Source organism: Streptomyces sp. NPDC059957, from assembly GCF_042730015.1.
In the GTDB taxonomy this organism is placed as follows: Bacteria; Actinomycetota; Actinomycetes; order Streptomycetales; family Streptomycetaceae; genus Streptomyces.
This window is the reverse complement of sequence record NZ_JBHWMB010000010.1, coordinates 74008-101004: the sequence shown is the minus strand read 5'-3', so window position 1 is coordinate 101004 and position 26997 is coordinate 74008. Positions and strand designations below refer to the sequence as shown.

Annotated in this window: 25 protein-coding genes, 1 tRNA gene, 3 pseudogenes and 1 riboswitch; of the genes and pseudogenes, 17 read left to right on the top strand and 12 right to left on the bottom strand. The window is 71.9% G+C overall.

What is annotated here, in order from left to right:
• Positions 1-99: 99 nt before the first annotated feature.
• The 6 genes from ACFWBW_RS09640 to ACFWBW_RS09615 all read left to right on the top strand — a co-directional run bounded on the left by ACFWBW_RS09640 (position 100) and on the right by ACFWBW_RS09615 (position 7925).
• Positions 100-1224: a Gfo/Idh/MocA family protein gene (locus ACFWBW_RS09640; protein WP_385370136.1), complete on the top strand. Its 1125-nt coding sequence runs from the start codon at positions 100-102 to the stop codon at positions 1222-1224.
• A complete protein-coding gene (locus ACFWBW_RS09635; protein ID WP_385370042.1) occupies positions 1221-2378 on the top strand; it encodes a dihydrodipicolinate synthase family protein in 1158 nt (385 codons plus the stop codon). The genes ACFWBW_RS09640 and ACFWBW_RS09635 overlap by 4 nt, the downstream gene beginning before the upstream one ends.
• Positions 2375-3220, top strand: coding sequence for a sugar phosphate isomerase/epimerase family protein (locus tag ACFWBW_RS09630; RefSeq protein WP_385370040.1), 846 nt, complete (start codon positions 2375-2377; stop codon positions 3218-3220). Before ACFWBW_RS09635 ends, ACFWBW_RS09630 begins: the two co-directional genes overlap by 4 nt.
• Before the next feature lie 83 nt (positions 3221-3303).
• Positions 3304-5697, top strand: coding sequence for a polysaccharide lyase 8 family protein (locus tag ACFWBW_RS09625; protein WP_385370038.1), 2394 nt, complete (start codon positions 3304-3306; stop codon positions 5695-5697).
• 93 nt (positions 5698-5790) lie between these two features.
• Positions 5791-7407, top strand: coding sequence for a N,N-dimethylformamidase beta subunit family domain-containing protein (locus tag ACFWBW_RS09620; protein WP_385370036.1), 1617 nt, complete (start codon positions 5791-5793; stop codon positions 7405-7407).
• A 128-nt stretch (positions 7408-7535) separates the two neighbouring features.
• On the top strand, positions 7536-7925 hold the full coding sequence (locus ACFWBW_RS09615) for a VOC family protein (protein ID WP_243332163.1): 390 nt from the start codon (positions 7536-7538) through the stop codon (positions 7923-7925).
• 127 nt (positions 7926-8052) lie between these two features.
• Here ACFWBW_RS09615 and ACFWBW_RS09610 read toward each other — a convergent pair whose 3' ends face one another.
• From ACFWBW_RS09610 to ACFWBW_RS09595, 4 genes are all read right to left on the bottom strand, one after another.
• Entirely contained in the window at positions 8053-8889 is an 837-nt protein-coding gene (locus ACFWBW_RS09610) for an ABC transporter ATP-binding protein (RefSeq protein ID WP_385370034.1), read from the bottom strand.
• Positions 8886-9941, bottom strand: coding sequence for a FecCD family ABC transporter permease (locus tag ACFWBW_RS09605; RefSeq protein WP_385370032.1), 1056 nt, complete (start codon positions 9939-9941; stop codon positions 8886-8888). Before ACFWBW_RS09605 ends, ACFWBW_RS09610 begins: the two co-directional genes overlap by 4 nt.
• Positions 9938-10930: an ABC transporter substrate-binding protein gene (locus ACFWBW_RS09600; protein ID WP_385370030.1), complete on the bottom strand. Its 993-nt coding sequence runs from the start codon at positions 10928-10930 to the stop codon at positions 9938-9940. The genes ACFWBW_RS09605 and ACFWBW_RS09600 overlap by 4 nt, the downstream gene beginning before the upstream one ends.
• Before the next feature lie 37 nt (positions 10931-10967).
• Positions 10968-11104, bottom strand: a riboswitch (cobalamin riboswitch).
• Positions 11105-11115: 11 nt separating this feature from the next.
• Positions 11116-12120, bottom strand: a complete 1005-nt coding sequence (locus tag ACFWBW_RS09595; RefSeq protein ID WP_385370029.1) for a helix-turn-helix transcriptional regulator — start codon at positions 12118-12120, stop codon at positions 11116-11118.
• Between the two features lie 119 nt (positions 12121-12239).
• On the opposite strand from ACFWBW_RS09595, the gene ACFWBW_RS09590 reads away from it, so the two are divergent.
• Positions 12240-13223 (top strand): IS481 family transposase, encoded by a 984-nt coding sequence (locus ACFWBW_RS09590; protein WP_385370027.1) that lies wholly within the window; start codon positions 12240-12242, stop codon positions 13221-13223.
• Positions 13224-13283: 60 nt separating this feature from the next.
• Here ACFWBW_RS09590 and ACFWBW_RS09585 read toward each other — a convergent pair whose 3' ends face one another.
• On the bottom strand, positions 13284-14204 hold the full coding sequence (locus ACFWBW_RS09585) for an aldo/keto reductase (protein WP_385370025.1): 921 nt from the start codon (positions 14202-14204) through the stop codon (positions 13284-13286).
• A 40-nt stretch (positions 14205-14244) separates the two neighbouring features.
• Positions 14245-14754, bottom strand: coding sequence for a GNAT family N-acetyltransferase (locus ACFWBW_RS09580; protein WP_385370023.1), 510 nt, complete (start codon positions 14752-14754; stop codon positions 14245-14247).
• Positions 14755-14939: 185 nt separating this feature from the next.
• Between ACFWBW_RS09580 and ACFWBW_RS09575 the strand changes: the two genes are divergently transcribed.
• The 3 genes from ACFWBW_RS09575 (at position 14940) to ACFWBW_RS09565 (ending at position 16172) form a co-directional block, all read left to right on the top strand.
• Positions 14940-15065, top strand: coding sequence for a hypothetical protein (locus tag ACFWBW_RS09575; protein ID WP_385370021.1), 126 nt, complete (start codon positions 14940-14942; stop codon positions 15063-15065).
• A 101-nt stretch (positions 15066-15166) separates the two neighbouring features.
• Entirely contained in the window at positions 15167-15388 is a 222-nt protein-coding gene (locus ACFWBW_RS09570; RefSeq protein ID WP_385370019.1) for a hypothetical protein, read from the top strand.
• Position 15389: 1 nt separating this feature from the next.
• The gene (locus tag ACFWBW_RS09565) at positions 15390-16172 is read left to right on the top strand and encodes a poly-gamma-glutamate hydrolase family protein (protein WP_385370017.1); all 783 of its coding nucleotides are present in this window, start codon (positions 15390-15392) and stop codon (positions 16170-16172) included.
• A gap of 252 nt (positions 16173-16424) precedes the next feature.
• On the opposite strand, the gene ACFWBW_RS09560 is transcribed toward ACFWBW_RS09565, so the two are convergent.
• Positions 16425-16703, bottom strand: coding sequence for a hypothetical protein (locus ACFWBW_RS09560; protein ID WP_385370015.1), 279 nt, complete (start codon positions 16701-16703; stop codon positions 16425-16427).
• A gap of 256 nt (positions 16704-16959) precedes the next feature.
• Between ACFWBW_RS09560 and ACFWBW_RS09555 the strand changes: the two are divergent.
• A pseudogene (locus tag ACFWBW_RS09555) lies at positions 16960-17359 on the top strand (site-specific integrase); the annotation flags it as partial.
• A 127-nt stretch (positions 17360-17486) separates the two neighbouring features.
• Here ACFWBW_RS09555 and ACFWBW_RS09550 read toward each other — a convergent pair.
• Positions 17487-17708 carry a hypothetical protein gene (locus ACFWBW_RS09550; protein WP_385370013.1) on the bottom strand — a complete coding sequence of 74 codons (222 nt, stop codon included), beginning with the start codon at positions 17706-17708 and terminating at the stop codon, positions 17487-17489.
• 47 nt (positions 17709-17755) lie between these two features.
• Positions 17756-17851, bottom strand: a pseudogene (locus tag ACFWBW_RS09545) (DUF6233 domain-containing protein); the annotation flags it as partial.
• Between the two features lie 570 nt (positions 17852-18421).
• On the opposite strand from ACFWBW_RS09545, the pseudogene ACFWBW_RS09540 reads away from it, so the two are divergent.
• A pseudogene (locus tag ACFWBW_RS09540) lies at positions 18422-18886 on the top strand (HAD family hydrolase); the annotation flags it as partial.
• Between the two features lie 252 nt (positions 18887-19138).
• Here ACFWBW_RS09540 and ACFWBW_RS09535 read toward each other — a convergent pair.
• Positions 19139-19214, bottom strand: a tRNA-Trp gene (locus ACFWBW_RS09535).
• Between the two features lie 370 nt (positions 19215-19584).
• On the opposite strand from ACFWBW_RS09535, the gene ACFWBW_RS09530 reads away from it, so the two are divergent.
• From ACFWBW_RS09530 to ACFWBW_RS09515, 4 genes are all read left to right on the top strand, one after another.
• Positions 19585-20919 carry a glycoside hydrolase family 18 protein gene (locus tag ACFWBW_RS09530; protein WP_385370011.1) on the top strand — a complete coding sequence of 445 codons (1335 nt, stop codon included), beginning with the start codon at positions 19585-19587 and terminating at the stop codon, positions 20917-20919.
• An 81-nt stretch (positions 20920-21000) separates the two neighbouring features.
• Positions 21001-22245, top strand: a complete 1245-nt coding sequence (locus tag ACFWBW_RS09525) for a serpin family protein (RefSeq protein ID WP_385370009.1) — start codon at positions 21001-21003, stop codon at positions 22243-22245.
• A 43-nt stretch (positions 22246-22288) separates the two neighbouring features.
• The gene (locus tag ACFWBW_RS09520; RefSeq protein ID WP_385370007.1) at positions 22289-23488 is read left to right on the top strand and encodes a serpin family protein; all 1200 of its coding nucleotides are present in this window, start codon (positions 22289-22291) and stop codon (positions 23486-23488) included.
• Positions 23485-24369 carry an aldo/keto reductase gene (locus tag ACFWBW_RS09515; protein ID WP_385370005.1) on the top strand — a complete coding sequence of 295 codons (885 nt, stop codon included), beginning with the start codon at positions 23485-23487 and terminating at the stop codon, positions 24367-24369. The genes ACFWBW_RS09520 and ACFWBW_RS09515 overlap by 4 nt, the downstream gene beginning before the upstream one ends.
• Before the next feature lie 47 nt (positions 24370-24416).
• On the opposite strand, the gene ACFWBW_RS09510 is transcribed toward ACFWBW_RS09515, so the two are convergent.
• Complete coding sequence (locus ACFWBW_RS09510) at positions 24417-25421, bottom strand: PfkB family carbohydrate kinase (RefSeq protein ID WP_385370003.1); 1005 nt, start codon at positions 25419-25421, stop codon at positions 24417-24419.
• A complete protein-coding gene (locus ACFWBW_RS09505) occupies positions 25418-26062 on the bottom strand; it encodes a bifunctional 4-hydroxy-2-oxoglutarate aldolase/2-dehydro-3-deoxy-phosphogluconate aldolase (RefSeq protein ID WP_385370002.1) in 645 nt (214 codons plus the stop codon). Before ACFWBW_RS09505 ends, ACFWBW_RS09510 begins: the two co-directional genes overlap by 4 nt.
• Positions 26063-26150: 88 nt before the next feature.
• On the opposite strand from ACFWBW_RS09505, the gene ACFWBW_RS09500 reads away from it, so the two are divergent.
• Entirely contained in the window at positions 26151-26981 is an 831-nt protein-coding gene (locus ACFWBW_RS09500) for an IclR family transcriptional regulator (RefSeq protein ID WP_385370000.1), read from the top strand.
• Positions 26982-26997: the final 16 nt, after the last annotated feature.

Genomic DNA, 26997 nt, shown 5'->3' with positions numbered 1-26997 from the left:
TTTCTATTCAGCTTCTCGACAGACCGACAGCTCGACACAAGGAACACGCAACAAGACGAAGGAGGGGACACCGTGCAGCGCAGGACGATCAAGATCGCCATGAACGGCGTCACCGGGCGGATGGGTTACCGCCAGCACCTGGTCCGCTCCCTGCTCGCACTGCGCGAGCAGGGCGGGCTCGACCTCGGCGACGGCACCGTGCTGTGGCCCGAGCCGGTGCTGGTCGGGCGCCGCGAGGAGGCCCTGCGGGCCATCGCGGAGCGGCACGGCCTGGAGCACGTGAGCACGGACCTGGCGGCGGTGCTGGCCGATCCCGAGGTGGAGATCTACTTCGACGCCCAGGTCACCAGTGCCCGCGAGGCGGCCGTGCGACAGGCCGTGGCGGCCGGCAAGCACGTGTACTGCGAGAAGCCCACCGCCCTCACCTTCGAGTCCTCGCTGGAGATCGCGCGCCTGGCCGACGCGGCCGGGGTCAAGCACGGGGTGGTGCAGGACAAGCTGTTCCTGCCGGGCCTGCTGAAGCTCAAGCGGCTCATCGACGGCGGGTTCTTCGGCGAGATCCTGTCCGTGCGCGGGGAGTTCGGGTACTGGGTCTTCGAGGGCGACTGGCAGTCCGCCCAGCGCCCGTCGTGGAACTACCGCTCCCAGGAAGGCGGCGGCATCGTCGCCGACATGTTCCCGCACTGGGAGTACCTGCTGCACGAGCTGTTCGGCCGGGTCCGCACGGTGCAGGCGCTGACGCGCACCCACATCGGCCGTCGCTGGGACGAGGACGGCAAGCCCTACGAGGCCACCGCGGACGACGCGGCGTACGGGATCTTCGAGCTGGAGGGGGGCGCCGTCGCCCAGATCAACTCCTCCTGGGCGGTGCGGGTCAACCGCGACGAGCTCGTGGAGTTCCAGGTCGACGGGACGCACGGCTCGGCGGTCGCCGGGCTGCGCGGCTGCCGGATCCAGCACCGTGCGACGACGCCGAAGCCGGTGTGGAATCCGGACCTGCCCCTGACCGAGACCTTCCGCGACCAGTGGCAGGAGGTCCCGGACAACAACCCCGCCGACAACGGCTTCAAGGCCCAGTGGGAGCTGTTCCTGCGCCATGTCGTCCGGGACGAGCCCTGGCAGTGGGACCTGTTGGCCGGCGCCCGCGGGGTACAGCTCGCCGACCTCGGACTGCGTTCCTCGGCCGAGGGCCGGCGGCTCGTGGTCCCGGAGGTGGCGCTGTGAGCATCCGGCTCCCCTCGGCGGACGGCCGGCTGCGCCTCCACGCGCCGGTCACCGCTCCGCTGGCGCCGCTCGCCTGCGGCCCGGCCCGCAGCCGCACCTTCTACTCGGCCGCGCACGTGGTGGCCGACCCCCTCTCAGCCTCGGCCGAATCCGGCCCGGTCATCGACTGGGAGAGCACCCTGGCCTTCCGGCACACGCTGTGGGCGCAGGGACTCGGGGTCGCCGAGGCCATGGACACCGCGCAGCGCGGGATGGGCCTGGACTGGCCGGCCGCGGCGGAGCTGATCCGCCGTTCGACCGCCGAAGCCCGGTCGGTGGGCGGCCGGATCGTCTGCGGAGCGGGGACCGACCAGCTGGCTCCGGACACCACGCATTCCCTGGCCGCCGTCACCGCGGCGTACGAGGAGCAGCTGGCACTGGTCGAGGAGTGCGGGGCGACGGCCGTGCTGATGGCCTCGCGCGCCCTGGCGTCGGCGGCGCGCGGACCGGAGGACTTTTCGGAGGTGTACGGGAGGCTGCTGCGGCAGAGCTCCCGGCCGGTGGTCCTGCACTGGCTGGGGCCGATGTTCGACCCGGGGCTGGAGGGGTACTGGGGGCACGCGGACCTGGACGGGGCCACGGACGTCTTCCTGAAGATCATTTCCGAGCATCCGGAGAAGGTCGACGGCATCAAGGTCTCGCTGCTCGACGCGGGGCGCGAGGTGGAGATCCGGCGACGGCTGCCTGCGGGCGTGCGCTGCTACACGGGCGACGACTACCACTATCCGGAGCTGATCGCCGGTGACGGCGAGCTGGCCAGCGACGCCCTTCTGGGCATCTTCGATCCGATCGCCCCGATCGCCGCGCGGGGGGCGCTGGCCCTCGACCAAGGCGACACGGCCGGATTCCGGGAGCTGCTGGATCCGACGGTGACGCTGTCCCGGCACCTGTTCGCACCGCCCACCCGCTACTACAAGACGGGTGTCGTGCTGCTGGCCTGGCTGGCGGGACACCAGGAGCACTTCGCGATGGTGGGCGGACTGCACTCGGCCCGCTCGCTCCCCCATCTGGCCACCGCGTACGAACTGGCCGACAATCTCGGCCTGCTCCCGGACCCGGAGCTCGCCGAGGCCCGGATGCGACAGCTGCTCGCACTGCACGGGGTGACGTCATGAGCCCGGCAACGACGCCGGCGCCCGCCCGGTTCAGTCTGAACCAGGAGACGATCCGCCAGTGGTCGCTCCCCGAGCTGGTGGCCGGGTGCACCGCCGCCGGGGTCGGTGCGGTCGGTCTGTGGCGCGACCCCGTACAGCGGTTCGGGGTGCGGGAGGCCGCGAAGCTGGTCGCCGATGCCGGACTCCGGGTCAGCTCGCTGTGCCGGGGCGGCTTCTTCACCGCCGCGGATCCGGTGGGGCGTGCGAGCGCCCTCGAGGACAACCGCCGTGCCGTGGAGGAGGCCGCCGAGCTGGGCGCAGACACCCTGGTCCTGGTCTCGGGCGGCCTGCCGGACGGGGACCGGGATCTGGCGGGAGCCCGGCGGCGGATCGTCGACATCCTGGGCGACCTGGTCCCGTACGCCGCCGGCCACGGGGTGCGCCTGGGGATCGAGCCGCTGCACCCGATGTACGCGGCGGACCGCTGTGTGGTCTCCACCCTCGGTCAGGCCCTGGACATCGCCGAGGAGTTCCCGGCGTCGCGGGTGGGGGTGGTCGTCGACTCCTATCACCTGTGGTGGGACGAGCGGCTGCCTTCCGAGGTCCGGCGGGCGGGCGAGGCCGGGCGGATCGTGTCCGTCCAGGTCGCCGACTGGGTGACACCGCTCCCCGAGGGCGTGCTGCTGGGGCGGGGACAGCTGGGCGACGGCTCGATCGACCTGCGGGCCTTCCGGGAGCTGACCGACTCCGCGGGGTACCTGGGGCCGGTAGAGGTGGAGATCTTCCATCCCGGGCTGTGGGCACGCGACGGCGAAGAAGTGCTGCGGGAGGTGATCGACCGCTACCGCGAGCACGTCGCATGAGGTGAAGGGGGGGTTCATGAGCCGAAGTACACGGGGGCCGCAGCGTTTCAGGCGAAGCAGCGTTTCAGTCAAAGGAGACTGTGATGACAGATGTGTGGAGCCGCCGTGCCTTCCTCACGGCGGTCGGTGGCAGCGTGGTCCTGCTCGGCACCCCCGCTTTCCCGGCGACCGCCGGGACCGTGACCTCGGTGCACGCCGCCATGCGCGCAGTGTGGCAGGGCCTCGTCCTGGGGACCGTGTCCTCCCCCACGGCGGAGCCCTTCCGCACCCGGCTGACCGCACTGGGCGCGCAGGCCGGCCAGTGGCGCTCCTCCATGGCCCCGGCGACCGGTTCGCTCTGGCCCGACCAGGTCTTCACCACCGACCCCGAGTGGATGGCGCAGAGCTACTACCGGCTGCGCGGCATGGCGGAGGCCTACGTCAGACCGGGGACGGGGCTCACCGGCGACGCCGCGCTGCGCACGGCGGTGCTGACCGGGCTGGACCACCTCCACACCCAGGTCTACAACGCCGGCCAGGCGCGGTACGGAAACTGGTGGTGCTGGCAGATCGGCGCCCCCCAGGCGCTGCTCGACACCGTCGTCCTGATGTACGGCCACTTGTCGGCGGCGCAGCTCGCCGGCTATTGCGCCGCCGTGGACCACTTCGTACCGGATTCCTCGGTCGGCTCGTACACCGGGACCAGCACCGGGGCGAACCGGGTCGACCTGTGCCGGGTGCTCGCGCTGCGCGGCGTGGTCGGCGGTGACGACGCGAAGATCGCCCTGGCCCGGGATGCGCTCACGCCGGTGTTCCCGTACGTGACCTCCGGCGACGGGCTCTACCGGGACGGCTCCTTCATCCAGCACACCCATGTCGCGTACACCGGCTCGTACGGCTCGGTCATGCTCGGGGGACTGGGCATGCTGTTCGGGCTGTTGAAGGGGACGGCGTGGGAGGTGACCGCGCCCGGCGCGCAGATCGTCTTCGACGCGGTGGAGCACGCGTGGGCGCCGTTCCTCTACAACGGGCTGATGATGGACGCCGTCTCGGGGCGGGCCCCCAGCCGGGGCGTCCAGGTCGCCGATCCCCTCCAGGCGCAGCTGGACGACCACACCCGCGGGCACTCCGTCCTCGCCGCGATCCTGCTCCTCGCCGAGGGGGCGTCCGCCGCCGAGCGGACGCGCTGGCGCGGTCTGGTGAAGGGCTGGACGGCGCGGGACTACTACAGCCCCCCGCTGGCGGACACCACCCAGAGCCTGTCGGCCCTGGCCCGGCTCTCCGAGGTCTCGGCGGACGCAGCGGTGACGGCCTTGCCCGAGCCCGTGGCGCACCGGCTGTTCTCCTCGATGGACCGGGCCACGCACCGCAGACCGGCCTGGGCGGCCTCCCTGTCCATGGCCTCGAAGCGGATCACGCACTACGAGACGGGCAACGGCGAGAACCTGCGCGGCTGGCACACGGGCAGCGGCATGCTCTCCTGGTGGGGCTCCACCTCCGGCAACGGCCAGTATTCCGACGCGTTCTGGCCCACGGTCAATCCGTACCGGCTGCCCGGAACCACCGCCTCCCGCAAGGCGCTGGCCGACGGAGCCGGGGGCGACTGGGGCGCTTCCCGGCCGGACGTCACGTGGGTGGGCGGCACGACCGACGGGGAGTTCGCCTCGGTGGGCCAGCACCTGAAGGGCCTGGGCAGCACCCTCACGGCCCGCAAATCCTGGTTCTTCCTCGACGACACGGTGGTCTGTCTGGGCGCCGGGATCAGCTCCACCGACGGCGCCGCGGTCGACACGGTCATCGACAACCGGAACCTGGGCGCGACCGGCACCCACGCCCTGACCGTGGGCGGCACGGTCCAGCCGGCCACGCTGGGCTGGACCGCCTCCTTCCCCGAGCCCGGCTGGGCGCACCTGGCGGGCTTCGGCGGCTACGTGATGTCGGGTTCGGGCACCTTCCGGGCGCTGCGCGAGGCCCGCGGCGGCCGGTGGAGCGATATCAACCGGAGTGCTTCCACCACGGTCCTGACCCGGCGCTATCTGACCCTCTGGTACGACCACGGGACGAACCCGTCCGCGGGCAGCTACGTCTACCAGCTGATGCCGGGGGCCTCGGCAGCCCAGACCTCGGCTCGGTCCGCCGCCACCGGCTGGCTCGCGGTGCTCGCCAACAACCCGACCGCCCAGGGGGTGAGGGTGGGCTCGCTCGGCTTCACCGGGGTGAACTTCTGGCAGCCCGCGACGATCGGCGCCCTGCAGGCGAGTGCGCCGTGTTCGGTCACGGTGCGGGAGCCCGGCGACGGCACGGCCGTGGTCTGCGTCTCGGACCCGACCCGCACCCTGTCGGGACTGACCCTGGTGTGGAACCGGCCCGTCACCCAGGTGCTGTCCCAGCCGGCGAGCCTGGTCTCGGCGAGCACCGGGAGCACCCTCCAGCTCGGCTTCGGCAGCCTCATGGCCCGGGAGGGAGCGAGCCAGGTGGTGAAGGTGAGGCTGGGGTGATCTCCGGAGGTTCCCTGACCGTCTCCTGATGATCTCCGGACACCCCGCGGGGCGATAAAAGCGAAGCCCACGGGGTGACATAGCGTGACCCGTATGGATCAGGAGCACATATCCGGGGACGGCGAAGGCGCGGGCAGGCGGCGGTTCCTCGCCCTGGCGACGGGGGCCGCCGCCACCGCCGCCGGGCTGGGGGCGGTGGCCGGCTGCGCGAACGGGGACGCCGCGAAGGCGGACGGGGCGGGGCCCGGCGAGAGCCGGAATCCGTCCGGTCCCCCGGAGAAGCAGGAGGGGCCGCGCGGCTTCGACGTCCGGGCCGAGAACGCCCGCCCGGGGAACCCCGACTGGCAGGTCGCCAAGGCAGGCCCGGCCCGCGCCATCGAGGGCTTCGCCGACCGGGTCAGCGTGCTGCCCGGCGAGTCCTTCGGCCTGCACGTCTCCACCACCGCGCCCCGGTTCACCGTCTCCGCCTACCGCATGGGCTGGTACGGCGGCGCCCGGGCCCGTCTGGTCTGGCGCTCCGAGGCCCTGCCCGGGGTGCGCCGGCCCGACCGCACGGTGGACACCGCGACCCGTACGGTGCGCACCCGGTGGGCCCGTAGCACCACCATCGAGACCAAGGACTGGCCCGAGGGCTGCTACCTGCTGCGCCTCGACGCGCAGGGCGGCGAGGGCCAGCGGTTCGTCCCCGTCACCGTGCGGTCCGCCGCCACGACCGGACGTACCGTCGTGGTCAACGCGGTGGCGACCTGGCAGGCGTACAACCGCTGGGGCGGCTACGGCAGTTACGACGGCCCCAGTGGCGGATACGCCTCGCGCTCGCTCGCCGTGACCTTCGACCGGCCCTACGAGTACGACGACGGCGCGGGCCTCTTCCTCGTGTACGAGGCTCCGCTGCTCGCACTCGCCGAGCGGCTCGGCATCCCCCTGGCCTATACGACGACCACCGACGTGGCCCGGGAGAAGCGACTGCTGGAGGGCGCCTCCGCGGTCCTCTCCCTCGGACACGACGAATACTGGTCGCCCGAGCAGCGCGCGCACATCACGGCGGCCCGGGACGCGGGCACCAACATCGCGATCCTGGGAGCGAACTGCTGCTACCGCCGGATCCGGCTGGAGGCCTCCGAGCTCGGACCGGACCGTACGGTGGTCTGCTACAAGTCCTCCTACGAGCAGGATCCCGGCTTCAAGCGCGGCCACCCGGCCACCGTCGACTTCCGGTCCCCGCCCGCCGCCGACCCGGAGAGCACACTGCTGGGCGTGATCTACGACGGCTACCCGGTGGACGCCCCCTACGTGGTGACGCACCCGGGTCACTGGCTCTTCGAGGGCACCGGCGCGAAGGCCGGCGACAGCTTTCCGCACCTGGTCGGCGTGGAGTACGACAAAGTCAACACCGGTTTCACGACCCCGCGCCCGATCGAGATCCTGGCGCACTCCCCCGTGGTCTGCGAGGGCCGCCCCAGCCACCAGGACACGGCGTACTACACGACGCCGAGCGGCGCCGCCGTCTTCGCGACGGGGACGATGCGCTGGGTGGAGGCCCTCGACGCGAAGGGCGACGGCCGCAGCGGAGCCAACCACGGCCTGGACGCACGCGCGGGCGCCCTGACCACCCGGGTGACGGAGAACCTGCTCCGCGCCTTCGCGGCCGGCCCGGCGGGGCGGACGCATCCGGCGAAGGACAACGTGAAGGCGGTGTACGGGGGTTAGCCCCCACCCCGAACGCACTGGACTCCACCCGCAAGGGGTGTTTAGGATCATGTCGCGGCATCGCGTGTCGGTCACCGGCTGGGTGAGGCATGGAGGTGCCGGGACGTGCCTTTCGGAGGCATCCACTCATGACAGTTCAGCTCAACCACACGATCATCCACTCCCGTGACCGCCGGGAGTCGGCCGAGTTCCTGGCGTACTTCCTCGGCCTGGAAGTCGGAGCCCCCTGGGGCCCCTTCATCCCCGTCGAGGTCGCCAATGGCGTCACCCTGGACTTCGCGACCATCCCCGCCGAGTCCATCACCGCACAGCACTACGCGTTCCTCGTCTCCGAGGCCGAGTTCGACGAGGCCTTCGAGAAGATCAAGCGGGCGAAGATCACCTACTTCGCCGACCCGCACGGGCAGCGCCCCGGCGAGATCAACCACAACGACGGCGGCCGCGGCGTCTACTTCGAGGACCCCTCGGGCCACGGCATGGAACTGATCACGGTCCCGTACGGCGGATTCAAGGAGTAGGACCGGCCCGGGGCGGCCGCCACCCCCGCCCAAATCCCCCCGCCCCCCCCGGCCCCCCCCCCCCCCCCGCCGCCGGCTCATCGCCTCCCCGAACTCCGGCCCGTCCCGGCCCGCCGTCGCGTCCGTCTCAGCACCGCGTTCGGTCCCCGTCGTCCGGAAGGTAGACGATGTTCGGCGCGCCCGTCGTCGGGTGGGTGCCGACGCGGGTGCGGACCCCGTAGACCTCCGCCAGCAGGGGCTCCGTCAGGACCTCCGCCGGGGTGCCCGAGGCGGCCACGCGGCCGCCCGCCAGGACGTACAGGCGGTCGCAGTACGCCGCCGCCAGGTTGAGGTCGTGCAGGACCAGCAGCGCGGTGGCGGGCAGGGCGCGGACCAGGCCGAGGATCTCCAGTTGGTAGCGGATGTCCAGGTGGTTGGTCGGTTCGTCCAGGGCGAGCAGGCCGGGGTCCTGCACGAGGGCGCGGGCCACCAGGGCGCGCTGGCGCTCGCCGCCCGAGAGCCCGTCGAAGCGGCGGTCCGCGAGGGCGCCCGCGCCGACGGTGTCCAGGGCCCGCTCGACGCGGCGCACGTCGTCGGGCCCGTCCTGCTCCCAGAACCGTTTGTGCGGGCTGCGCCCCATGGCCACCACCTCGCGCACGGTCAGCCCGAAGGTGCCGGCCGCGTCCTGGGGCACCACCGCCACCCGCCGGGCCCGGTCCTTGACGCCCAGCGAGGCCGCGTCCACGCCGTCCAGCAGCACGCGCCCGCCCGTGGGGCGCAGGGTGCCGTACACGCAGCGCAGCAGTGTCGTCTTGCCGCTGCCGTTGGGGCCGACGATTCCGACCGTCTCGCCGGGGCGGGCGGTGAGGTCGATCCCGTGCAGCAGCGGCTGCCCCTCGATCTCGTAACGCACGGCCTCGACGGCGAGTTCCGCCGCCCCCGCCACCAGGTCGGCCACCGGACCCGTCTGCCGTACCGCCGTCATCCCACAACCCCTTCGGTACGGGTGGACCTGCGCAGCATCCACAGGAAGAACGGCCCTCCGACGAGCGCCGTGACCACGCCCACCGGAATCTCCTCCGGCGCGGCGGCGGTACGGGCGATCAGATCGGCCAGGGTCAGGAACACCGCCCCGCCCAGCGCGGCCACGGGCAGCAGCGCCCGGTGCCCGGCGCCGACGACCATCCGGGCGGCGTGCGGCACCATCAGCCCGACGAACCCGATCGCCCCGCTGTAGGCCACCAGTACGCCGATGACGAGCGAGGTGAGGACGAACACGGCGGCCCGGAACCGGCTCGTGTCCAGGCCGAGCGTCCGGGCGCCCTCCTCCCCCGCGAGCAGCAGGTCGAGCGGCCGGGCCAGGGCGATGAGCAGCCCGGTGCCCAGGAGCAGGGCCCCGGCGGGCAGGGCCAGTTCGCCCCAGCGGGCCCCGCCGAGCCCGCCGAGGGTCCAGAACAGCACGCTGCGGATCTGGTCGGGATGGGCGGCCAGCACCAGGATCAGGCTGGTCAGGGCGGACAGCACGTACTGGACGGCGACTCCGGCGAGGATCAGCCGGCCGGTGGTCATGGTGCCGCCGCGCCGGGCCATCGCGTAGACGGCGACGAGCGCGCCCATCGACCCGGCGAACGCGGCGAGCGGTACGGCGGTGCCGCCCGCGAAGCCGAGGAATCCGGCGCCGAAGACGATCACCAGCACGGCTCCGGCCGAGGCCCCGGAGGAGGCTCCGAGGAGGAAGGGGTCGGCGAGCGGATTGCGCACGAGGGCCTGGAGTACGGTTCCCGCGACGGCGAGTCCCGCGCCCACGACGGCCCCGAGCAGGACGCGCGGCATCCGGACGTCCCACACGATCGCCCCGAAGGCGCCTGCTCCCCCGCCGGGTCCCGGCCCTGCGAGCACGATGTCGAGCACCTGGCCCGGGGGGATCCGTACCGGTCCCAGGGCCAGTCCCGCCAGGGCCGACGCGGCCAGCGCGGCGGCGAGCAGGGCCAGTACGACCGGCGTACGGGTGAACGCGCGGGCGGCGCGGAGGCTCACGCGGCGTCGGGGTGGAGCTGGGCGCCCAGCGATTCGACGGCGTCGGCGACGCGGACGCCGAGCACGGCGGAGGACAGCGGCAGCACGACGAACCGCTGGTTCTTGATCGCGGGTACCTGGGCCAGTGCCGGATCCTTCAGCAGGCGCTGCTTCTTGGCTTCGACGGTGGTGCCGCCGTAGTCGTAGATGAGGACGAACTCGGGCTTGCGCTCGATGACCTTCTCCCACGACACGTCGCCGAAGGTGTCGTCGAGGTCGGCGAACACGTTCGTGCCGCCCGCCAGCGCGACGATCTCGTTGCCGATGCCCTTGCCGCCCGAGGTGTAGGCGGAGGCCTCGCCCGAGTCGTAGACGAAGACGGCGGGCTTGGCCTCGTCCTTCACGCGTGTGCTGACGGCTTCGATGCGGCGCTGTTCGTCGGCAATGAACCGCTCGCCGCGCTCGGGTACGCCGAAGGTCCGTGCCACCTCGGTGATTTCGGTCCTGAGCTGGTCGACGCCGACCTTGCCGTCGGTGCAGTACTCCACGCTGAGGCGTGAGTTGATGCCGGACTTCGCGAGCGCCTCGCGGTCGCGGCCCTGCGCCTTGTCGAAAGCGCTGGAGTAACCGCCGTACACGAAGTCGGGGTTGGCGCCGAGGAGGATCTCCTTGGAGGGGTACTCCTTCGCCAGCACCTTGATCTTGTCGTACGCGGGCCGGTAGGCGGGCAGTACGGCGTCGTCCAGGTAGGCCGTCCCGACGGTCTTCCCCTCCAGCCCGAGGGCGAGGAGGATCTCGGTGGCGTGCTGGTTCATGGCGACCGCACGCTGCGGCGGTGCCTGATAGGTGCTGGTGACACCGCAGTTGGTGACCGTGTACGGGAAACCGGGCGTGGTGCCCGCCGCCGCCTTCGCGTCCTGCGCCGCGGGTGATCCCCCACACGCGGCCAGCGGTATCAGGAGGGGGACGGGCAGGAACGCGCGCAGCAGCGCACGGGGGTACGAAGACATGGCGAAGCCTCTCCGGGGGATCCGCGTCCCCTGGTCGAACCGAAAGAGGCGGTGCGTCAGTGTCTGACTCCCGGGTCCCCGCAAGGGGTGGCCGGTCACAGTGGCGGGACCGCACCGGATTCGCACCGGTTTCCTGTCCTGCACCGCCTGGATAACCCGGCCCAGTGTGCCAGAAGGGCGGGGCGTCAGCGCCCCGGGCGCACCGCACCGGCCGGCCGCGCCGCACGCGAGGCGAGGGTCCGCAGCGCCTCGTCGGAGGGGGATCCCGGCTCTGCCGTGTAGAGGTAGAGCGTCTGGTCGGGGTCGTCCGGGAAGGTGAGGGACTCGTACTCCAGGGCCAGTTCGCCGACAGCGGGATGCCGGAAGCGCTTGGTGCCGTGGGTGTGTTCGAGCACGTCGTGCCCGGCCCACCAACGCCGGAAGTCCCCGTCGAACGCCGCCAGTTCATCGACGAGCGGGCTCAGCCCCGGATCGTACGGGTGTCTCCCGGCGTAGAACCGCAGCGCGGCGACGGCTCCGCGCGCGGCGCTCTCCCAGTCGGCGAAGAGCGTGCGGGCGGCGGGGTCGAGGAAGAGGAACCGCGCCAGATTGCGGCCGCGTCGGCCCGGTGTGCCGGGCGCCACTGTGCCCGGCTCCACTGTGCCGGGCGTCACTGTGCCCGGCTCCACCGTGTCCGTCTCGGGTGCGCCGAAGTCTGCGTACAGGGACTCCGCGAGCCGGTTCGCGGCCAGGACGTCGAGCCGGCGCCCCATGATCATCGCCGGGGTGCCGTCCGCCAGGGCGTCCAGTACCCGGTGGAGGCCCGCCCGGACCCGCTGCGGGCCGGCGGTTTCCGCGCTACCGGGGGCGCCGGCCGCCGCCGGGTCTGCGGCGCGCCCGGACCCGGCGGCCCGCTGCGGGCGGGCCAGGTCGAAGAGGTGGGACCGCTCGGTGGCATCGAGCCGCAGCGCACGGGCCACGGCTTCGAGCACCTCGGCGGGCGCGTGCAGGGTGCGGCCCTGCTCCAGCCGGGTGTAGTAGTCCACGCTGACCCCCGCGAGCTGCGCGACCTCCTCGCGCCGCAGCCCGGGCACGCGCCGCCTTCCCGGGTGAGCGGCGACGCCCACCTCCTCGGGACCGATCCGGGCACGGCGGGAACGCAGGAAGTCCCGTAGGTCGGACTGGGGCTCGCGCCCGGCGGTGGCGGTCATTCCCCCAGGCTAGGTGTATTGATCACGAGCGTTGTTGACACTGGTTAGGTCTTGAACATGGCGAAGACCTCCGGTGTGGTGGGAGCTGTCTAGGAACCCATTGCGCAACGGAGGTCTTCGTGTCCCACCGTAATGCCCGGCTGACCGTCTTCGGTAGGCGGCTGCTGGTCGAACGTGTCCGCTCGGGCCGCCCCGTCGCGCATGTCGCGGCCGAGATGGGCATATCCAGAGCCACCGCCCACAAATGGGTCCGCCGCTGGCGGACGGAAGGCGACGCGGGTCTTCACGACCGCTCCAGCCGACCGCGCACGACACCGCACCGCACTCGACCCGCGCTCGAGGCCCGCGTCTGTGACCTGCGCAGAAGCCGCAAGCTCGGCCCCGCCCGGATCGGCCCGATCCTGGGCCTGCCCGCCTCGACCGTGCACCGCATCCTGGCCCGTCACGGCCTGAACCGCCTGGCCTGGCTCGACCGGCCCACCGGAGAGCCGATCCGCCGCTACGAACGCGACCGGCCCGGCGAACTCGTCCACGTCGACATCAAGAAACTCGGCAACATCCCCGACGGCGGCGGATGGCGCGTGGTCGGCCGAACCGCAGGCGACCGAAACCGGCAGGCCACCACCGACCAGCGCAGAAGCAGTACACCGGTGATCGGCTACAGCTACATCCACTCCGCCGTCGACGACCACTCCCGCCTCGCCTACAGCGAAGTCCTCACCGACGAGCGCAAGGAGACCGCCGCCGGGTTCTGGCAGCGGGCCAACGCCTTCTTCGCGGCCCACGGCATCACCGTCGAACGCGTCCTGACCGACAACGGCTCCTGCTACAAGTCCAAGCTCTTCACCCGGACCCTGGCCTCGGCAGGCATCGCCCACAAACGAACCCGGCCCTACCGGCCGCAGACCAACGGCAAGGTCGAACGCTTCAACCGCACCCTCCTCGAGGAATGGGCCTACCTACGGCCCTACACCTCGAACGACGAGCGGACAGCAGCCCTGGCAGACTTCCTCCACACCTACAACCACCACCGCTGCCACACCGCACTGGGCGGACACCCGCCGATCAGCCGCGTCAACAACGCTGCGGGTCAATACAGCTAGGCCGTGTGCGGCCGTGCCACAGCCCGGTCACCGGCCGCCCGCGGCCGTCCGGCCACCTCCTCATGCCGTCCCCTCCTGGGCGGCGGCCAGGATCGCGAGGTCGCTCCCGGACAGGCGCAGACGGCCGGCGGCGACGTTCTCGGCGAGGTGGCCGAGGTCGCCGGTGCCCGGGATGGCCAGGACGTGGGAGCCCTGGTGCAGCGTCCACGCCAGCCGGATCTGGGCCGCGCTGACGCCGTGGGAGCGGGCGACCGAGTGGACCGCACCGCTGGGGTCGGTGGCCGCGTCGGCGCTCACGCCGGCAGTGCGTCCGGTACCGGCGATCGAGTAGAACGGCACGAAGGCGATGCCCTGCTCGCCACAGATGTCCAGCAGCTCCTGCTGCTCCGGGGACGCGCCGATTCCGTACATGTTCTGGACGCAGACCACCGGCGCGATGTCCTGGGCCTCGGCAAGGTGGTGGGGGCGGACGTTGGACAGGCCCAGGTGCCGGACGAGTCCGGCCGCCCGCAGGTCGGCCAGCGCGCCGAAGCGCTCGGCGATCGAGTCGCTGCCGACGATGCGCAGGTTCACCACGTCGAGGTGGTCTCGGCCGAGCTGGCGCAGGTTCTCCTCGACCTGGCCGCGCAACTGCTCGGGGGTGGCGTGCGGCAGCCACTGGCCCGAGGGGTCGCGGCCCGGTCCGACCTTGGTGGTGATGACGAGCTCGTCCGGGTAGGGAGCCAGCGCCCGGTTGATCAGCTCGTTGGCGGAGCGCAGCGAGGAGAAGTAGAACGCGGCGGTGTCGATGTGGTTCACGCCCAGCTCGACCGCGCGGCGCAGTACGCCGATCGCCTGGTCGCGGTCCCGTGGAACGGCCTCGGCCGCGAGTGCCTCACCGTGCTGGGGCAGGCGCATCGTGCCGAAGCCGATCCGGTTGACCGTGAGGTCGCCGAGCGTCCACGTGCCGGATGCAGCTGCTGTGATCGTCTGTGCGGTCATGGCGCGATCATGTCCGCACGCCCGGCGGGCCCGCCATTGATTAGGGCCTGCCCGAATCCAACGGTTCTTCTTCGGTCTTGAAGGTCTGAAACCCGCGGCGGTGGTAGTTGGGCAGCGCGTTCAAGTGGTCCGCCGACGACGTGTGCAGCCACACCCGGCGCACGTCCGGTACGAGTTGCCAGCCCTGCCGGATCGCGAGAGTCAGCGCATGACCGCCGAGCCCCTTCCCGGTGAACTCCGGCAGGAGCCCGAAGGTCCTGATCTCGACGTCGCCGCCCGGGTGAAGGTCGTAACAGACCATGCCGGCCGGTTCGTCCGCCAGGGTCAGCAGCCAGCACGTCAGGTCCGGATGCTCGGCGAACCACGCCTGCCACTCCTGCGGGCCGCGGCGGGCGCTGCGCCACCGGTACGGCGCGCCGATCCTGGCCATCACGTCGGGAACCAGCGACAGGTCGTCGCCGACGGCGACGAGCTCCAGCCCCGGGACCGGCGCACCGGGAACGAGCTGACCCGGGTCGGTCATCTCTACATACGTCACGATCTTCGCCACCCGAGGAAGGCTACGCCCTCCGGGGCACCTGCTACTGGACGAGCACCTCGTTCGTGGTGGACCTGCACGACTCGGCCGGCACACTCACTCCTATCGGTCCGGGCTCGGCGACCGAGATGGGCCCTCAGCGGCCGGGCACACTCATGAGCCTGTTCGGCGAGTGAGAGGATGCCGACGGCGGGATCTTGTACGAGGACCGTGAGCAGGCGGGACTCCAGTACCGGTCGCATATCTCCCTGTACGACCAAACCCCGCGGCTGACCATCGCCTACGGGCAGCTCATACCGCGGCTGACGCCGGTCGACGATTGATTGGTACCTCAGCAATGACCGCACCGTGGAAACTCGTCCCAGAGGTGGCTGCGCTACAGCCTGGCGACATCATCCGCATCACTGACCTAGCGGACTCGGACGTGGACTCGGACTTGGACTCGGACTCGGACTCGGACGACACCGACTTCCTGTCGGCCACACCGATGGGGCCGCTGTGGACCACTGATCTGCTGGACGTGCTCCTCGACGTGAAGGCCGGCGGTGAGGCAATGACCGCCTCTGGCCGGGGCACGTCAGACGCCGGGCGGCCATGGACGACTTCGGGCGCCGGCGCCTGCGACTTCAGCGTGCAGGCGCCCTGACATGGGAGATCTCTACCCAGACTTCGCATCGCTCGCCGCTGCCGAGACGGAGGGCGTCGACTACAACCGGACCGCAGTCACGCCGACCGGAGCCACGTATGCCGCGATCGCAATCCACGGAGGCGGCATTGAGGCCGGGTCCAGCGAGATGGCCTACGAGGTATCCGCCGGTGGCACCGGCATGGCGTATTACGACTTCAAGGGCCTGAAGCCTTCCGGGAATACCGACCTCCACATCACGTCCACGAATTTTGACGAACCGATGGCCGTCGCACTCGTGAAAGCCAGCACCCGCACGATCTCCTTCCACGGCTATACCGGCGTGGAGGGGGTGGCGGTGACCGCGCTCGGCGGTCTCGACGAGGAACTCGGCGCCCGATTCGCATGCGCACTGAGGGCGGCCGGATTTACGGTTTCGGATGCACCCGCGGAGATTGCAGGCGGCGCCCCGGACAACATCTGCAACACCAACGTGGGGTCGGCCGGCGTCCAGCTGGAGATGTCCCGGCAGCAGCGGGCTGACTTCTTCCCCCATGGCGACTTGACGCGGGCAATGCGGGACTCTGGGCAGCGCACTGCGGCCTTTTACCGCTATGCGGCTGCCGTGCGGAATGCGGTCGTCGGATACGGCACGGTGTCGCTCGGCAGCATCAACAACTCGCCTTACACCACCCTTGACTCGCCTAGCGCGGATGTCGAGCTGTTGGCGACAGTTGCGACCGACAAACTCGCCACGCGGCGGAGGTCAGTTCTGCGCCCTCGCAGCCCGGTGGACGGACGCTAGTGCTGTGGCCGGGCCTTCCCTGTGAACGGTGACACCAGGGTGCAGATCGGGGCCGGCACGGCGACGACCGTTGCCGCCGCGTTCGTCGGACGGGCTGCACGAAGGACGCGGCGCAGGAGACACGTGACGACTTCACCGTCGTCAAGGACGCGCTCAACCAGCGGATCGACCGTCTAGTGACCGACGCGTGAAAACTGGAGTGCGATAAGCCCCCACCCCCTTCCGGGTGAGGGCCTTTGCTGTGCCCCGGGGTCAGGTGGGCGGCTGTCCACTCCCCGTGAAGGCGACCTCGCCCCGGCTGCTGCTCGGCCCGTCGCTGGCTCTGATGGATCCCTCCTTGCCGTCCGGCATGCGCAGGATGGCCGCGCGCGCGTTCAGCAGTTCCCGCTCGAGCCCGGGTTCGTCGGAGCGGATGGAGCCGAACCACGTCTTCGCCTGGGCGCCTTCGTCGAAAATGGAGACCCGGGCGTAGACGGCCCGTTCGGTCCCGTCGATCACCAGTACTGCGTCGCTCTCGAGTTGTCTCGGCATGCCGCCAGTGTGCACCCGAAGATCGGCGGCAGGTGACGCCCGCAGTGAGCCCCAGCTCAAAGGCGGCTCTTTCAGAAGGGTTGGTTCGCGATGGGATGCCATACGGATGATCGCCCCTGCCGCTCGCGGTGGGGCTGCTTGCCACACCCGAAGGTCCGAGGCCGTGTCGGCTTCGGAGGATCTCGGCGGTTTCGGCGAAGCCGAACGCTTCCAGTCCCTCGGCGGCGTCGGCGCCGTTGAGGGACTTCGCCAGGTAGTGGTCGGGACCGTGTACTGGGGCGCGGGCACGGCGCGCCTCCTGCCCCCGCCTCCTCAAGGGACGCTCCCACGGCCCAGTCTTCATCGGCCACCGAAAGCCCGGCCCGGGAAAGGTCGCCAGCGCCCGAGACGTCTGCCCGGACACGGGTCTGGCCGCCTCTCCCGTGATCAAGCGCGGGCCCTCCTCGACGAAGCCACCTCCACCGCAGGGCCCGGAACCGGGTGGGGCCTTCACGAGTACCGGCACTCATCCTTGACCCACCTCGGCGAGCAAGGGCGTCACTGGTGATACTCGTGGCGAAGTCTCGGCACAAGAAAGGCCCGAGCACGTGCGCAAGTACGTCAAGCCCTCACCTGAAGCTCCCCTGTCATATGCCTACCGGCCTGCCCAAGCCCGTGCATATGGTGTGGCTCCGGACCATCCCGGGCTCGTCGCCCTCCCGGCTCCCCACGGGAGGGCTGCCGCGCGCCTACCCGTCGCCCCAGCTCCGCACCGACCCGCGCCTCTCCGTGCGGCACTCTCACTCATGACGACTCCTTCGTCCATTCCTCGGGTCCGCCGCCCTGCCACACGATCGGCGGCCAGTCCGCCTCATCGAGCCAGCCGGCCCGCCGCAGAAACTCGATGACGTCGGCCATCGAGTAGGCGACGCCGAGGATCGCGTCGGTGCCGTGGATGTGCCCCACGACTCGCCGACCGCCGGTCGGGGCGACGGGGTGGACGGTGACCTGCGCCTGGTCGGCCATGCCTCCAGCGTGCGGGGCCCTGGTCGGTCCAGCGCGCCGAGGGCGACGTCGGGCCGACAGAACGGGCAGGGATCCAGTCCCTCGACGGCGATCGCCCGCCGCGAGGCATCCCTGGCGAGCGGACGCGTGCGCTCGCCGCCCACCTACGTGGACTACCTGTATTCGCTTCCACTCGCGCGGTCCTGCCCCCGGATCCTCGGGATTGTCAGTGGCCCGCGCGATAGTGAGCACGTCAACCAGCGGCTACTACACGCGGGGATGCTGCAGGGCTGCAGGTGCACGAAACCGCCCCACCGGAACAGCGCCCGGTGGGGCGGAGTGCTGTCAGCCTTCGGCCGGCTCCGGATACAGAGCCGCCTTGACCGCCTTCTCCTCCACGTCGAAACGGTTCAGCCCGTGGACCTTCGCGTGCTCGGTCACCCCTCGCCGGCGCGCTTCAGCTCGACCAGTCGCTGCCGGCCTGCTGCTTCGTCTACCTGTGCATCTGCCGCGGCCGGATCCTAGGCGGCAGGTCTGACATCAGCCCGGATCGCAGCAGCCCACTCAGTCAGCAGTTCCTCGTACCGCGCCGTGGCCGCCCCGCCCGCGGCGACAAGCGCCCGGATCTCGACATTGACCTCGGCCGCAGAGCGCACAGGACCACGGTCGGGTGGGGTCTGGGACATGTCGCACAGGATATCGGGCGCGAGTGAGCCCGCCGTAAGATCGCGCGCATGATTCGCACTGTCGTACTCGACGTCGGCGAGACACTCACCAAGGATGACCGCTACTGGGCAAGCTGGGCCGACTGGCTCGGCGTTCCCCGCCATACCCTGTCGGCGCTCGTCGGAGCTGTCGTCGTGGACGGACGCGACAACGCGGATGCCCCCCGCCTGCTGAAGCCGGGCATCGACATCGGCGCCGAGTACCGGGCGCGCGAGGCTGCCGGCCGCGGCGAACAGCTCGACGAGACCGACCTGTACGAAGACGTCCGGCCTGCCCTGGCCACGCTCCAGGGCATGGGCGTCCGGGTCGTCATCGCCGGGAACCAGAGCACCAAGATGGGCGACCTGCTGCGCTCGCTGCAGCTACCCGCGGACCTGACCGTCACCTCGGCCGAGTGGGGCGTCGCAAAACCGTCGCCGGACTTCTTCCACCAGGTCATCGGCGAGTCCGGCCTGACCAGCCCCGGTACCGTGCGCTGACACGCGCCTTGAACGGAGCACGATGGGCGGCCACGTCGGCCCGCGCATCGCACCCGCCGCACGAGCCCCACGACGAGGCCTGCTGGGACTGCGGCGCCATCGGAAGGGTGCTCCACCCGGGCGAGGTGCACCGAACAGACTCCGTCCGAGTCCGGGAGGCTCCGGCAGACGTCGAGGAAACAGCGAACGCCCAGGGGGAAAGGGTCTCCCACCTGGGCGTTCGCTAAGTTCACACTGGGTCGGGCTTGGCAGGGGTGGCAGGGCTCGAACCTACGACAACCGGTTTTGGAGACCGGTGCTCTACCAACTGAGCTACACCCCTTCGGTGAGACCAACCATGTCATGGCGCACGCCGAAGATCCACTGAATTCGGTGATCGAACACGAGGAATTTTCGTCCCGGGTCCGCGCGCCGGCGCACCCGAGCCGGTCGACGAGCGGGCCGTCCTCCCTGGTCAGGGTGATATCGGCAGGGGTCGGCCCACCCCGGCCCATCCCATGCGACGCCCACACTTCGAGACAACATGTATCGCGCCGTGGACAGTTGACCCCGCGGCACGCGCGCCGGAAGCACACGGGCGGGCCCACTTCGATTCGCCCCGCCCCCTTGACCCTCTGTGGTCCAGACCAATAGTTTCCGCATGCACAGCGCACGCGCCCCGGCACCACTCACCGCATCCGCAAAGGAAGCCCATGCGCCGCAGCATGCTCGGCAGGCTGGCCGTCGCCGCCTGCTCCCTCTCCCTGCTGACCGCCTTCGCCCCCGCCCACGACGGCGCCGGCCACGGCGACTCCGGGCACGGCCGCTCGTACAAGAAGGTCGGCTACTTCACCCAATGGGGCGTCTACGGACGGGACTTCCAGGTCCAAGACCTGGAGAAGAACGGCAGCGCGAGCAAGCTCACGCACATCAACTACGCCTTCGGCAACATCAGCGCGGAAGGCAAGTGCTTCACCGGCAACATCCCCGGTGAGGCCGATGCCTGGGCCGACTACGTCCGCCCGCTGGACGCCGAGAACTCGGTGGACGGCGTCGCCGACGACTGGGTGCAGCCGCTCGCCGGCAACTTCAACCAGCTCCGCGAGCTCAAAGCCAAGCACCCGAACCTCAAGGTCCTGATCTCCCTGGGCGGTTGGTCCTGGTCCACGCACTTCTCGGACGCCGCGCTCACCCCGGCCTCGCGCAAGGCCCTCGTGTCCTCCTGCATCGACCTGTACATCAAGGGCAACCTCCCGCAGGACGGCAGCCGCGGTGGCGCGGGTTCGGCCGCCGGCCTCTTCGACGGGATCGACCTCGACTGGGAGTGGCCCGGCTCCTCGGGCGACGCCGACACCACATACCGCCCCGAGGACAAGAAGAACTTCACCGCGCTGGTGAGCGAGTTCCGCACCCAGCTCGACGACTACGCCCGCAGCCAGAAGCGGAAGTCGAAGTACGAGCTGTCCGCCTTCGTCCCGACCGCCCCCGCCAAGATCGACGCGGGCTTCGACGTCCGCCGGATCATGCGCGACCTCGACTTCGTGACCCTCCAGGGCTACGACTTCCACGTCTCCGGTGAGGCGACCACCGCCCAGCAGTCCGCGCTGTACGCGCGGAACGACTTCAGCGTCGACGGCACCGTGGACGCCTGGGAGCGGCGCGGAGCACCCGCGCACAAGCTCGTGATGGGCATGCCGTTCTACGGGCAGGGCTGGACCGGCGTCAGCGGCGGCGGGGACGGCATGGGGCAGCCCGCGACGGGCCCCGCCCCGGCCGCCTGGGCGAACGGGTACGCGGACTACAAGGAGCTCAAGCAGCTTGCCGCGTCCGGCACTTACAAGCTCCACCGGGACCGCCGCAACGGCAGTGCCTGGCTCTTCGACGGCACCACCCTGTGGACGTACGACGACCCGCAGGTGCTGCGCGCCAAGACCCGGTACATCCGCGAAGAGGGCCTCGGCGGCGCGATGTTCTGGTCGCTGGACGCGGACACGGCCGACGGTGAGCTGATGACCGCGGTCGACGAGGGCCTGCGCGGCCGCCGCTGACGGCCCCGCCCCCTGAACAGCGCCGCCGGGCCGCGGAAAACGACCCGTCCCGGCGGCGCCCCAACCCTTACGCTCCCCCGCATGAAGACGAAGACGGTACGGGCGGTCAACGCGCTCACCTCCCGCTGGGCCGGACACGCGGCGGCGGACGGCACGGGCACGGTGTTCACGGCCGCCGGGGTCTGGCCGCTGCTGGCCCTCCTCGCGGACGGCGCCGACGGCCCGGCCCGCACCGAACTGGCCGAAGCCCTCGGCATACCGGCCGACACGGTGGCAGAAGCCGCCCGGGAACTGCTGACCTCCCTGGACGCCGTACGGGGCCTGCGCTCCGCCACCGGCCTGTGGACCAGTCGGGACCTCCCGCTGGAGGCCGCCTGGTCGGCGGGGCTCCCCGCCGGAACCCGCGGCACGCTGACCGGAGACGAGGACACCGACCGCAAGGCCCTGGACGCCTGGGCAGCCGACCGCACCGACGGCCTTGTTGAGCAGATGCCGGTGGAGGTGGACGAGGAGACGCGCCTCGTGCTCGCCTCCGCGCTCACGCTGCGCACGCGGTGGATCCAGCCCTTCGACCCCTGGACGACCGAGATCGACGAAGGCCCGTGGGCAGGGCGGACGGTGCAGGGCCTGAGCCGCGGTACGACCCTCCTCGACCGGGTCCGCGTGGCCCGGGCGCCGAGCGGCCCCGTGACCCTGCTGGAGGTGGTGGGCGACGGCGGGGTCGACGTCCACCTCGTCCTGGGCGAGCCGCAGGCCCCTCCCGGCCGGACCCTCCAGGCGGGCATCGCGGCCGTCACCCGGGCGATCCCGTCGACGGGCGCGAGCCTGCTGCCCGAGGGGAACCCTGGGCCGGGGCTGCACATCCGGAGCGTCCTCTCGGACCGCCGCGAACACCGGCTCGGCATCAGCACGGTGGCCTTCGAGGTGAAGGCGGACCACGATCTCCTCGACCCGGCCTGGCTGTTCGGCCTGGAGAGCGCCCGCGACACCCGGGCCGGCCACTTCCCGGGGATCAGCGGCGAGCCGCTGGCCGTCGGCTCGGCCCGGCAGTCGGCCGTGGCCCGATTCCACGCGGAGGGCTTCGAAGCCGCCGCCGTGACGGCGATCGGACTAGCCGTCGGCTGCGCGATGCCCCGGCTCAGGTACCGCGTCAGGCAGGCCGAGGTCGCCTTCCACCGCCCCTTCGGCTTCCTCGCCGTCCACCGGACCTCCCGCCTGGTGCTCGCGGCGGGCTGGGTGACGGACCCCCTCCCCTCCGAAGAAGTGGACCACGAGGCGGAGGAAGCGGAAGCCTGGGCCAAGCTGGATGCCGAGGAATGGGGTTGAGCCGCTCCCGCTCCGCCCGGCCCCGGCCCGTACGCTCCGTTCCATGGACAACTCGACGGTGGAGGCGGTCAACCGCCTGACGGCACGGTGGGCGGCACGATGGTCGGCGCAGGCCGCGGACCCGGCCGAAGGCACGGTGTTCACGGCCACCGGGGTCTGGCCGCTGCTGGCCCTCCTCGCGGACGGCGCCGACGGCCCGGCCCGCACCGAACTGGCCGAAGCCCTCGGTATACCCGCCGGCACGGCGGCAGAAGCCGCCCGGGAACTGCTGACCGCCCTGGACGGCGTACGGGGCCTGCGCGCGGCCACCGGTGTGTGGGCGCGGCGGGACCTCCCGCTGGAGGCGGCGTGGTCTGACCGGCTCCCGGCCGGGACCCGGGCCACGCTGACCGGAGACGAGGACACCGACCGCAAGGCCCTGGACGCCTGGGCAGCCGACCGCACGGGCGGCCTGGTCGAGCGGATGCCGGTGGAGGCGGGCCCGCACGTCGACCTGGTCCTCGCCTCCGCGCTCGCGCTGAACCTGACCTGGGAGAAACCCTTCTCCGAGCGGCCGGTCCAGCCGTCCCACGGCCCGTGGAACGGGCGCGGCCTGCGCGGGCTGTCCGTCACCCACGCCTTCCCCCAGCGGATCCGGGTGGCCCGGGGATCCTGCGGTCCGGTCACCCTGCTCTGCGTACCCGGCGCGCCCGGCGCCCACGGCGTGGACGTGCACCTGGTGCTCGGCGAGCCCGGGGCCGCGCCGGGCGACGTGCTGACCACCGGGATCTCCGAGGTCACGGGCGCGCTGGCCTCCTCGACCGCAAGCGGGCTTCCCGACGGCGCCGCGGGACCCGGGCTGTCGCTCCGCACAGTGGATTCGACCAGCCCCGAACCCATTGCCCGGATCGCCACGGTGGCCTTCGACCTCCGCGCCGAGCACGATCTGCTGCTCCAATCCGAGCTGTTCGGGCTCGCCTCCGCGGCCGCCCGTCCCGGCCACTTCCCCGGCATCTCCTCCGTCCCCCTGGCCGTCGGCTCGGCCCGCCAGTCGGCCGTGGCCCGCTTCCACGCGGAGGGGTTCGAGGCCGCGGCCGTCACCGCCGTCGCCATGCCCCGCGGGGCCGCGAGGGTCCGGTCGCACCGGGTCCGGCAGGCCGAGTTCGAGGTGGACCGGCCCTTCGGCTTCCTCGCCGTCGACCGGGAGTCCGGTCTCGTGCTGTTCGCGGGGTGGGTCACCGACCCCGCTACCCTCACCCGATGACTTCCGACAAGATCAACGCAGCCGACTCCGGCACCTGGATCCTCGGCGACCTCCCGGTCCGCCGCATCGGCTTCGGCGCGATGCGGCTCACCCACCTCGCCGACGGCTCACCCAGCGACCGGGACCGGGTGACCGGGGTGCTGAGGAAGGCGGTCGAGCTGGGGGTCAACCACATCGACACGGCCGCCTTCTACTTCTCCGCGACCCGCTCCGCCAACGAGCTCATCAACCGGGCCCTCGCCCCGTACGCCGACGAGCTGGTCATCACCACCAAGGTCGGGCCGGGCCGCGACGCCGCCGGCGACTGGTGGTGGGCCACGCCCGGGCAGCTGCGCGGGCAGGTCGAGGAGAACCTGCGCCAGCTCGGCCGCGACCACCTGGACGTGGTCAACCTGCGCGTCCCGCGCCAGGCGGAGACCGGTTCGATCGCCGAGCACTTCGGCGCCCTCGCCGAGCTGCGCACCGCCGGACTGATCCGGCACCTGGGCGTGTCCAACGTACGGCCGGACCACCTCGCCGAGGCGCGGGCCATCGCGCCCGTGGTCTGCGTGCAGAACGCCTACGGGATCGGTTCGCCGGCCGAGGAGCACGCATTCCTCGACGCGTGCGGAGAGCAGGGCATCGCCTTCGTCCCCTTCTTCGCGATCGCGGGCGCGGGCAAGGAGGCCGGAGGGGTCACCGAGGAGGGCCCGGCGGTACGCGACCTCGCGCGGGCCCACGGAGTGTCCCCGGCCCAGCTCCGCCTGGCGTGGACCCTGAGCCGGGGCGCGCACGTCCTGGCCATCCCCGGCACCGGCAATCCGGAGCACCTGACCGAGAACGTCGCCGCCGGCGCGCTGCGGCTGCCGCCCGAGGAGACGGCCCTGCTCGAGGCCTCGTAGCCATCGCCGCCTTCGGGACCTGCGCGCGCCTCGTGCTCATCTTCGGGTCACGAACGATCGCGTTCGTTGCGTGCCTGTCCGGCCCTGCGGACGTCTTCGCGGTGGGCGGCCGCCAGGGCCGTCGTTTCGGTGAAATCCGGGATGCGTCCGGTGCCGCCGCGGCCGGACACGGAGAGGGAGGCGGCCGCCGCCGCGTAGGCCACGGAGTCCGCGAGGCTGTCGCCCAGGGCGAGGCGGGCGGTGGCGGTGCCGGTGAAGCAGTCCCCGGCGCCGGTCGCGTCGACCGGGGCCGGGTTGACCGGGACGGGGAGGTACGCCGCTGTCGTGCCGTCGTCCAGTAGCAGCCGGTCGGCGCCCGCGGTGACCACGACGCTGCGGGCGCCCAGGGCCCGGTAGCGGGCGGCGGCCTCGGCCGGGTCGCCGGTGTCGACCATGGCCAGCGCGTCGGCCGGGCAGGAGGTCTTCAGCAGCCCGGTCAGCGGGGCGATGCGGGCCAGGAGTGTCCGCGCCTCACCTCGACTGGTGAGCCGCGAGCGGAAGTTGGGGTCGTAGGAGAGGTGCCCGCCGGCCTCGTGCACGGTGCGGGCGGCGAGCAGTACGGCTTCGCGGCTGCTCGGCGACAGGGCGCCGGCGATGCCGCTGGTGATGAGGGCCTTGGAGCCCGTCAGCAACTCCCGCCAGGACTCGATGTGTTCCACCGAGAGGGTGGAACCGGCGCTGCCCGTGCGCCAGTACACGAACTCGCGGTCGCCCTCGGTGTCGGCGCAGAGCAGGTAGGCGCCGTTCGGGCGCGGGGAGCGGCGTACGTGGGAGACGTCCACGCCGAGTTCCGCGGCGCGGGCCAGCAGCGGGACGCTCAGCTCGTCCTCGCCGACGACGGCGAGGAGCGCGGTGCGGGCTCCGGCGGCGACGGCGGCGGCCGCGGCGTTGAGGGCGTCCCCGGAGAAGGAGACGCGGGCGGGGGTGCCGTCGGCGGCGTCCCGCAGGGCGGTCTCGGCGTGGATCTCGACGAGGACCTCACCGAGGACGAGGACGTCGTACTCCCCGCTCACGCTCGGGGCTCCGGAGCCGCGCAGTCGCCGCAGCAGGGCTGGGCGAGGTCGGCGAAGAGGGCGGCCAGTTCGCCCGGATCGGCGGGCAGGCCGCTGCCTATCCCGACGGCGGCGGCCCCGGCGGCGAGCCAGTCGCGGACCTCGCCGGGCTCGATCCCGCCGGTCGGGATGATCAGGGCGTCGGGGAGGACGGCCTTGAGGGAACGGATGAACCGCGGGCCGCCCACGTGGGCGGGGAACACCTTCGCCGCGCCGCCGGACCGGACGGCGGAGGCGATCTCGCCGGGGGTGAAGCCGCCTTCGATGAAGGCGGCCCCGCGCTCCCGGGCGACCTCGCGGACCTCGGGGGCCGGGTACGGGGAGATGAGGAAGGCGGCGCCCGCGTCGAGTGCGGTGCGCGCGGCCGGGGCGGTGGTGACGGTGCCGACACCGATGAGGGCGGACCGCCCCCGCGCGTCGGTGAGCGGGGCGGTGCGGGCCACCGCCCCGGCCCAGCCGGGGGTGGAGGTGGTGAGTTCGACGGCGCGGCAGCCCGCGGCGAGCAGGGCGGCGGTGTGGCGGACGGCCTCGTCCGCGTCGGCGTTGCGCAGGACCGGTAGCAGGCGCTGCGCGGTGATGGCCGTATACGGGTGACAGGACAAAGGGTCCTCCATTTGTTCCACGTAATGGAACTTGGTATTGTGTACCGGAACACTTCTGGTGCAGACCATACCCACCTCTGGAGATCCCTTGTCCACGGACGGCAGGCCCGAGAGCGCGGAGGCCGAAAGTACGGAGGTCGAAAGCGCGGAGGCCGAAAGCACCGCCCGCGGCGGCCGGTCCTCCGCCGCGGGTACGGCACTGGAGAAGTCGATGCGGATCCTGGAGGCCGTGGCCGCGCCCGGCGGCCCGCACCGGCTCACCGATGTCGTGGCCGCGGCGGCCGTGCCGAAGTCGAGCACCTTCCGCATCCTGGCCTCGCTGATCGAGCAGGGCTTCGTACGCTCCGAGGGCGAGAGCCGCTACGGCGTCGGCCCGCGGCTGCGCACCCTGTCCGCCCTGGTCGGCAATGGGGAGCCGGCCGGCATCGAGCAGATCCTGCGGGAACTGCAGGAGGCCACCGGGCAGGCGGTCCATCTCGCCCTGCACAGCGGGGAGACCATCACCTACATCCGGAAGCTGGAGAGCACACAGCCCTTCCGGACCGCCTCGCGGGTCGGCATGCGGATGCCGCTGCACACGACGGCGATCGGCAAGAGCATCCTGGCCCGGCTGCCCGGGGACGAGGCCCGCGACCTGGTCGCCGCGGCCGGCCTGCCGCGCCGCACGCCGAACACGCTCACCACGCCGCAGGCCCTGGAGGCGGAGCTGGAAGCCGTACGGGCGCGGGGGTTCGCCGTGGACGACGAGGAGAACGAGGCGACGATCCGCTGCATCGGCGCCGCGATCCTCGACGCCGGCGGCCGCCCCATCGGCGGCGTCAGCATCACGACCGTGACCTTCCTGGTCTCCCGCACGGAGATCGAGGCCTGCGCACCCGCCCTGCTCGCGGCCACCCGGGCACTGGCGCCGCTGCTGTAGCCCACCAGGGGACGCG

What these genes read in the sequence shown, in the direction of transcription:
- ACFWBW_RS09640 (WP_385370136.1), top strand. Translation starts at nt 100, where the DNA reads ATGAACGGCGTCACCGGGCGGATGGGTTACCGCCAGCACCTGGTCCGC.
- ACFWBW_RS09630 (WP_385370040.1), top strand. Translation starts at nt 2,375, where the DNA reads ATGAGCCCGGCAACGACGCCGGCGCCCGCCCGGTTCAGTCTGAACCAG.
- ACFWBW_RS09625 (WP_385370038.1), top strand. Translation starts at nt 3,304, where the DNA reads ATGACAGATGTGTGGAGCCGCCGTGCCTTCCTCACGGCGGTCGGTGGC.
- ACFWBW_RS09620 (WP_385370036.1), top strand. Translation starts at nt 5,791, where the DNA reads ATGGATCAGGAGCACATATCCGGGGACGGCGAAGGCGCGGGCAGGCGG.
- ACFWBW_RS09615 (WP_243332163.1), top strand. Translation starts at nt 7,536, where the DNA reads ATGACAGTTCAGCTCAACCACACGATCATCCACTCCCGTGACCGCCGG.
- ACFWBW_RS09610 (WP_385370034.1), bottom strand. Translation starts at nt 8,889, where the DNA reads ATGACGGCGGTACGGCAGACGGGTCCGGTGGCCGACCTGGTGGCGGGG.
- ACFWBW_RS09600 (WP_385370030.1), bottom strand. Translation starts at nt 10,930, where the DNA reads ATGTCTTCGTACCCCCGTGCGCTGCTGCGCGCGTTCCTGCCCGTCCCC.
- ACFWBW_RS09595 (WP_385370029.1), bottom strand. Translation starts at nt 12,120, where the DNA reads ATGACCGCCACCGCCGGGCGCGAGCCCCAGTCCGACCTACGGGACTTC.
- ACFWBW_RS09585 (WP_385370025.1), bottom strand. Translation starts at nt 14,204, where the DNA reads ATGACCGCACAGACGATCACAGCAGCTGCATCCGGCACGTGGACGCTC.
- ACFWBW_RS09565 (WP_385370017.1), top strand. Translation starts at nt 15,390, where the DNA reads ATGGGAGATCTCTACCCAGACTTCGCATCGCTCGCCGCTGCCGAGACG.
- ACFWBW_RS09560 (WP_385370015.1), bottom strand. Translation starts at nt 16,703, where the DNA reads ATGCCGAGACAACTCGAGAGCGACGCAGTACTGGTGATCGACGGGACC.
- ACFWBW_RS09550 (WP_385370013.1), bottom strand. Translation starts at nt 17,708, where the DNA reads ATGGCCGACCAGGCGCAGGTCACCGTCCACCCCGTCGCCCCGACCGGC.
- ACFWBW_RS09530 (WP_385370011.1), top strand. Translation starts at nt 19,585, where the DNA reads ATGCGCCGCAGCATGCTCGGCAGGCTGGCCGTCGCCGCCTGCTCCCTC.
- ACFWBW_RS09525 (WP_385370009.1), top strand. Translation starts at nt 21,001, where the DNA reads ATGAAGACGAAGACGGTACGGGCGGTCAACGCGCTCACCTCCCGCTGG.
- ACFWBW_RS09520 (WP_385370007.1), top strand. Translation starts at nt 22,289, where the DNA reads ATGGACAACTCGACGGTGGAGGCGGTCAACCGCCTGACGGCACGGTGG.
- ACFWBW_RS09515 (WP_385370005.1), top strand. Translation starts at nt 23,485, where the DNA reads ATGACTTCCGACAAGATCAACGCAGCCGACTCCGGCACCTGGATCCTC.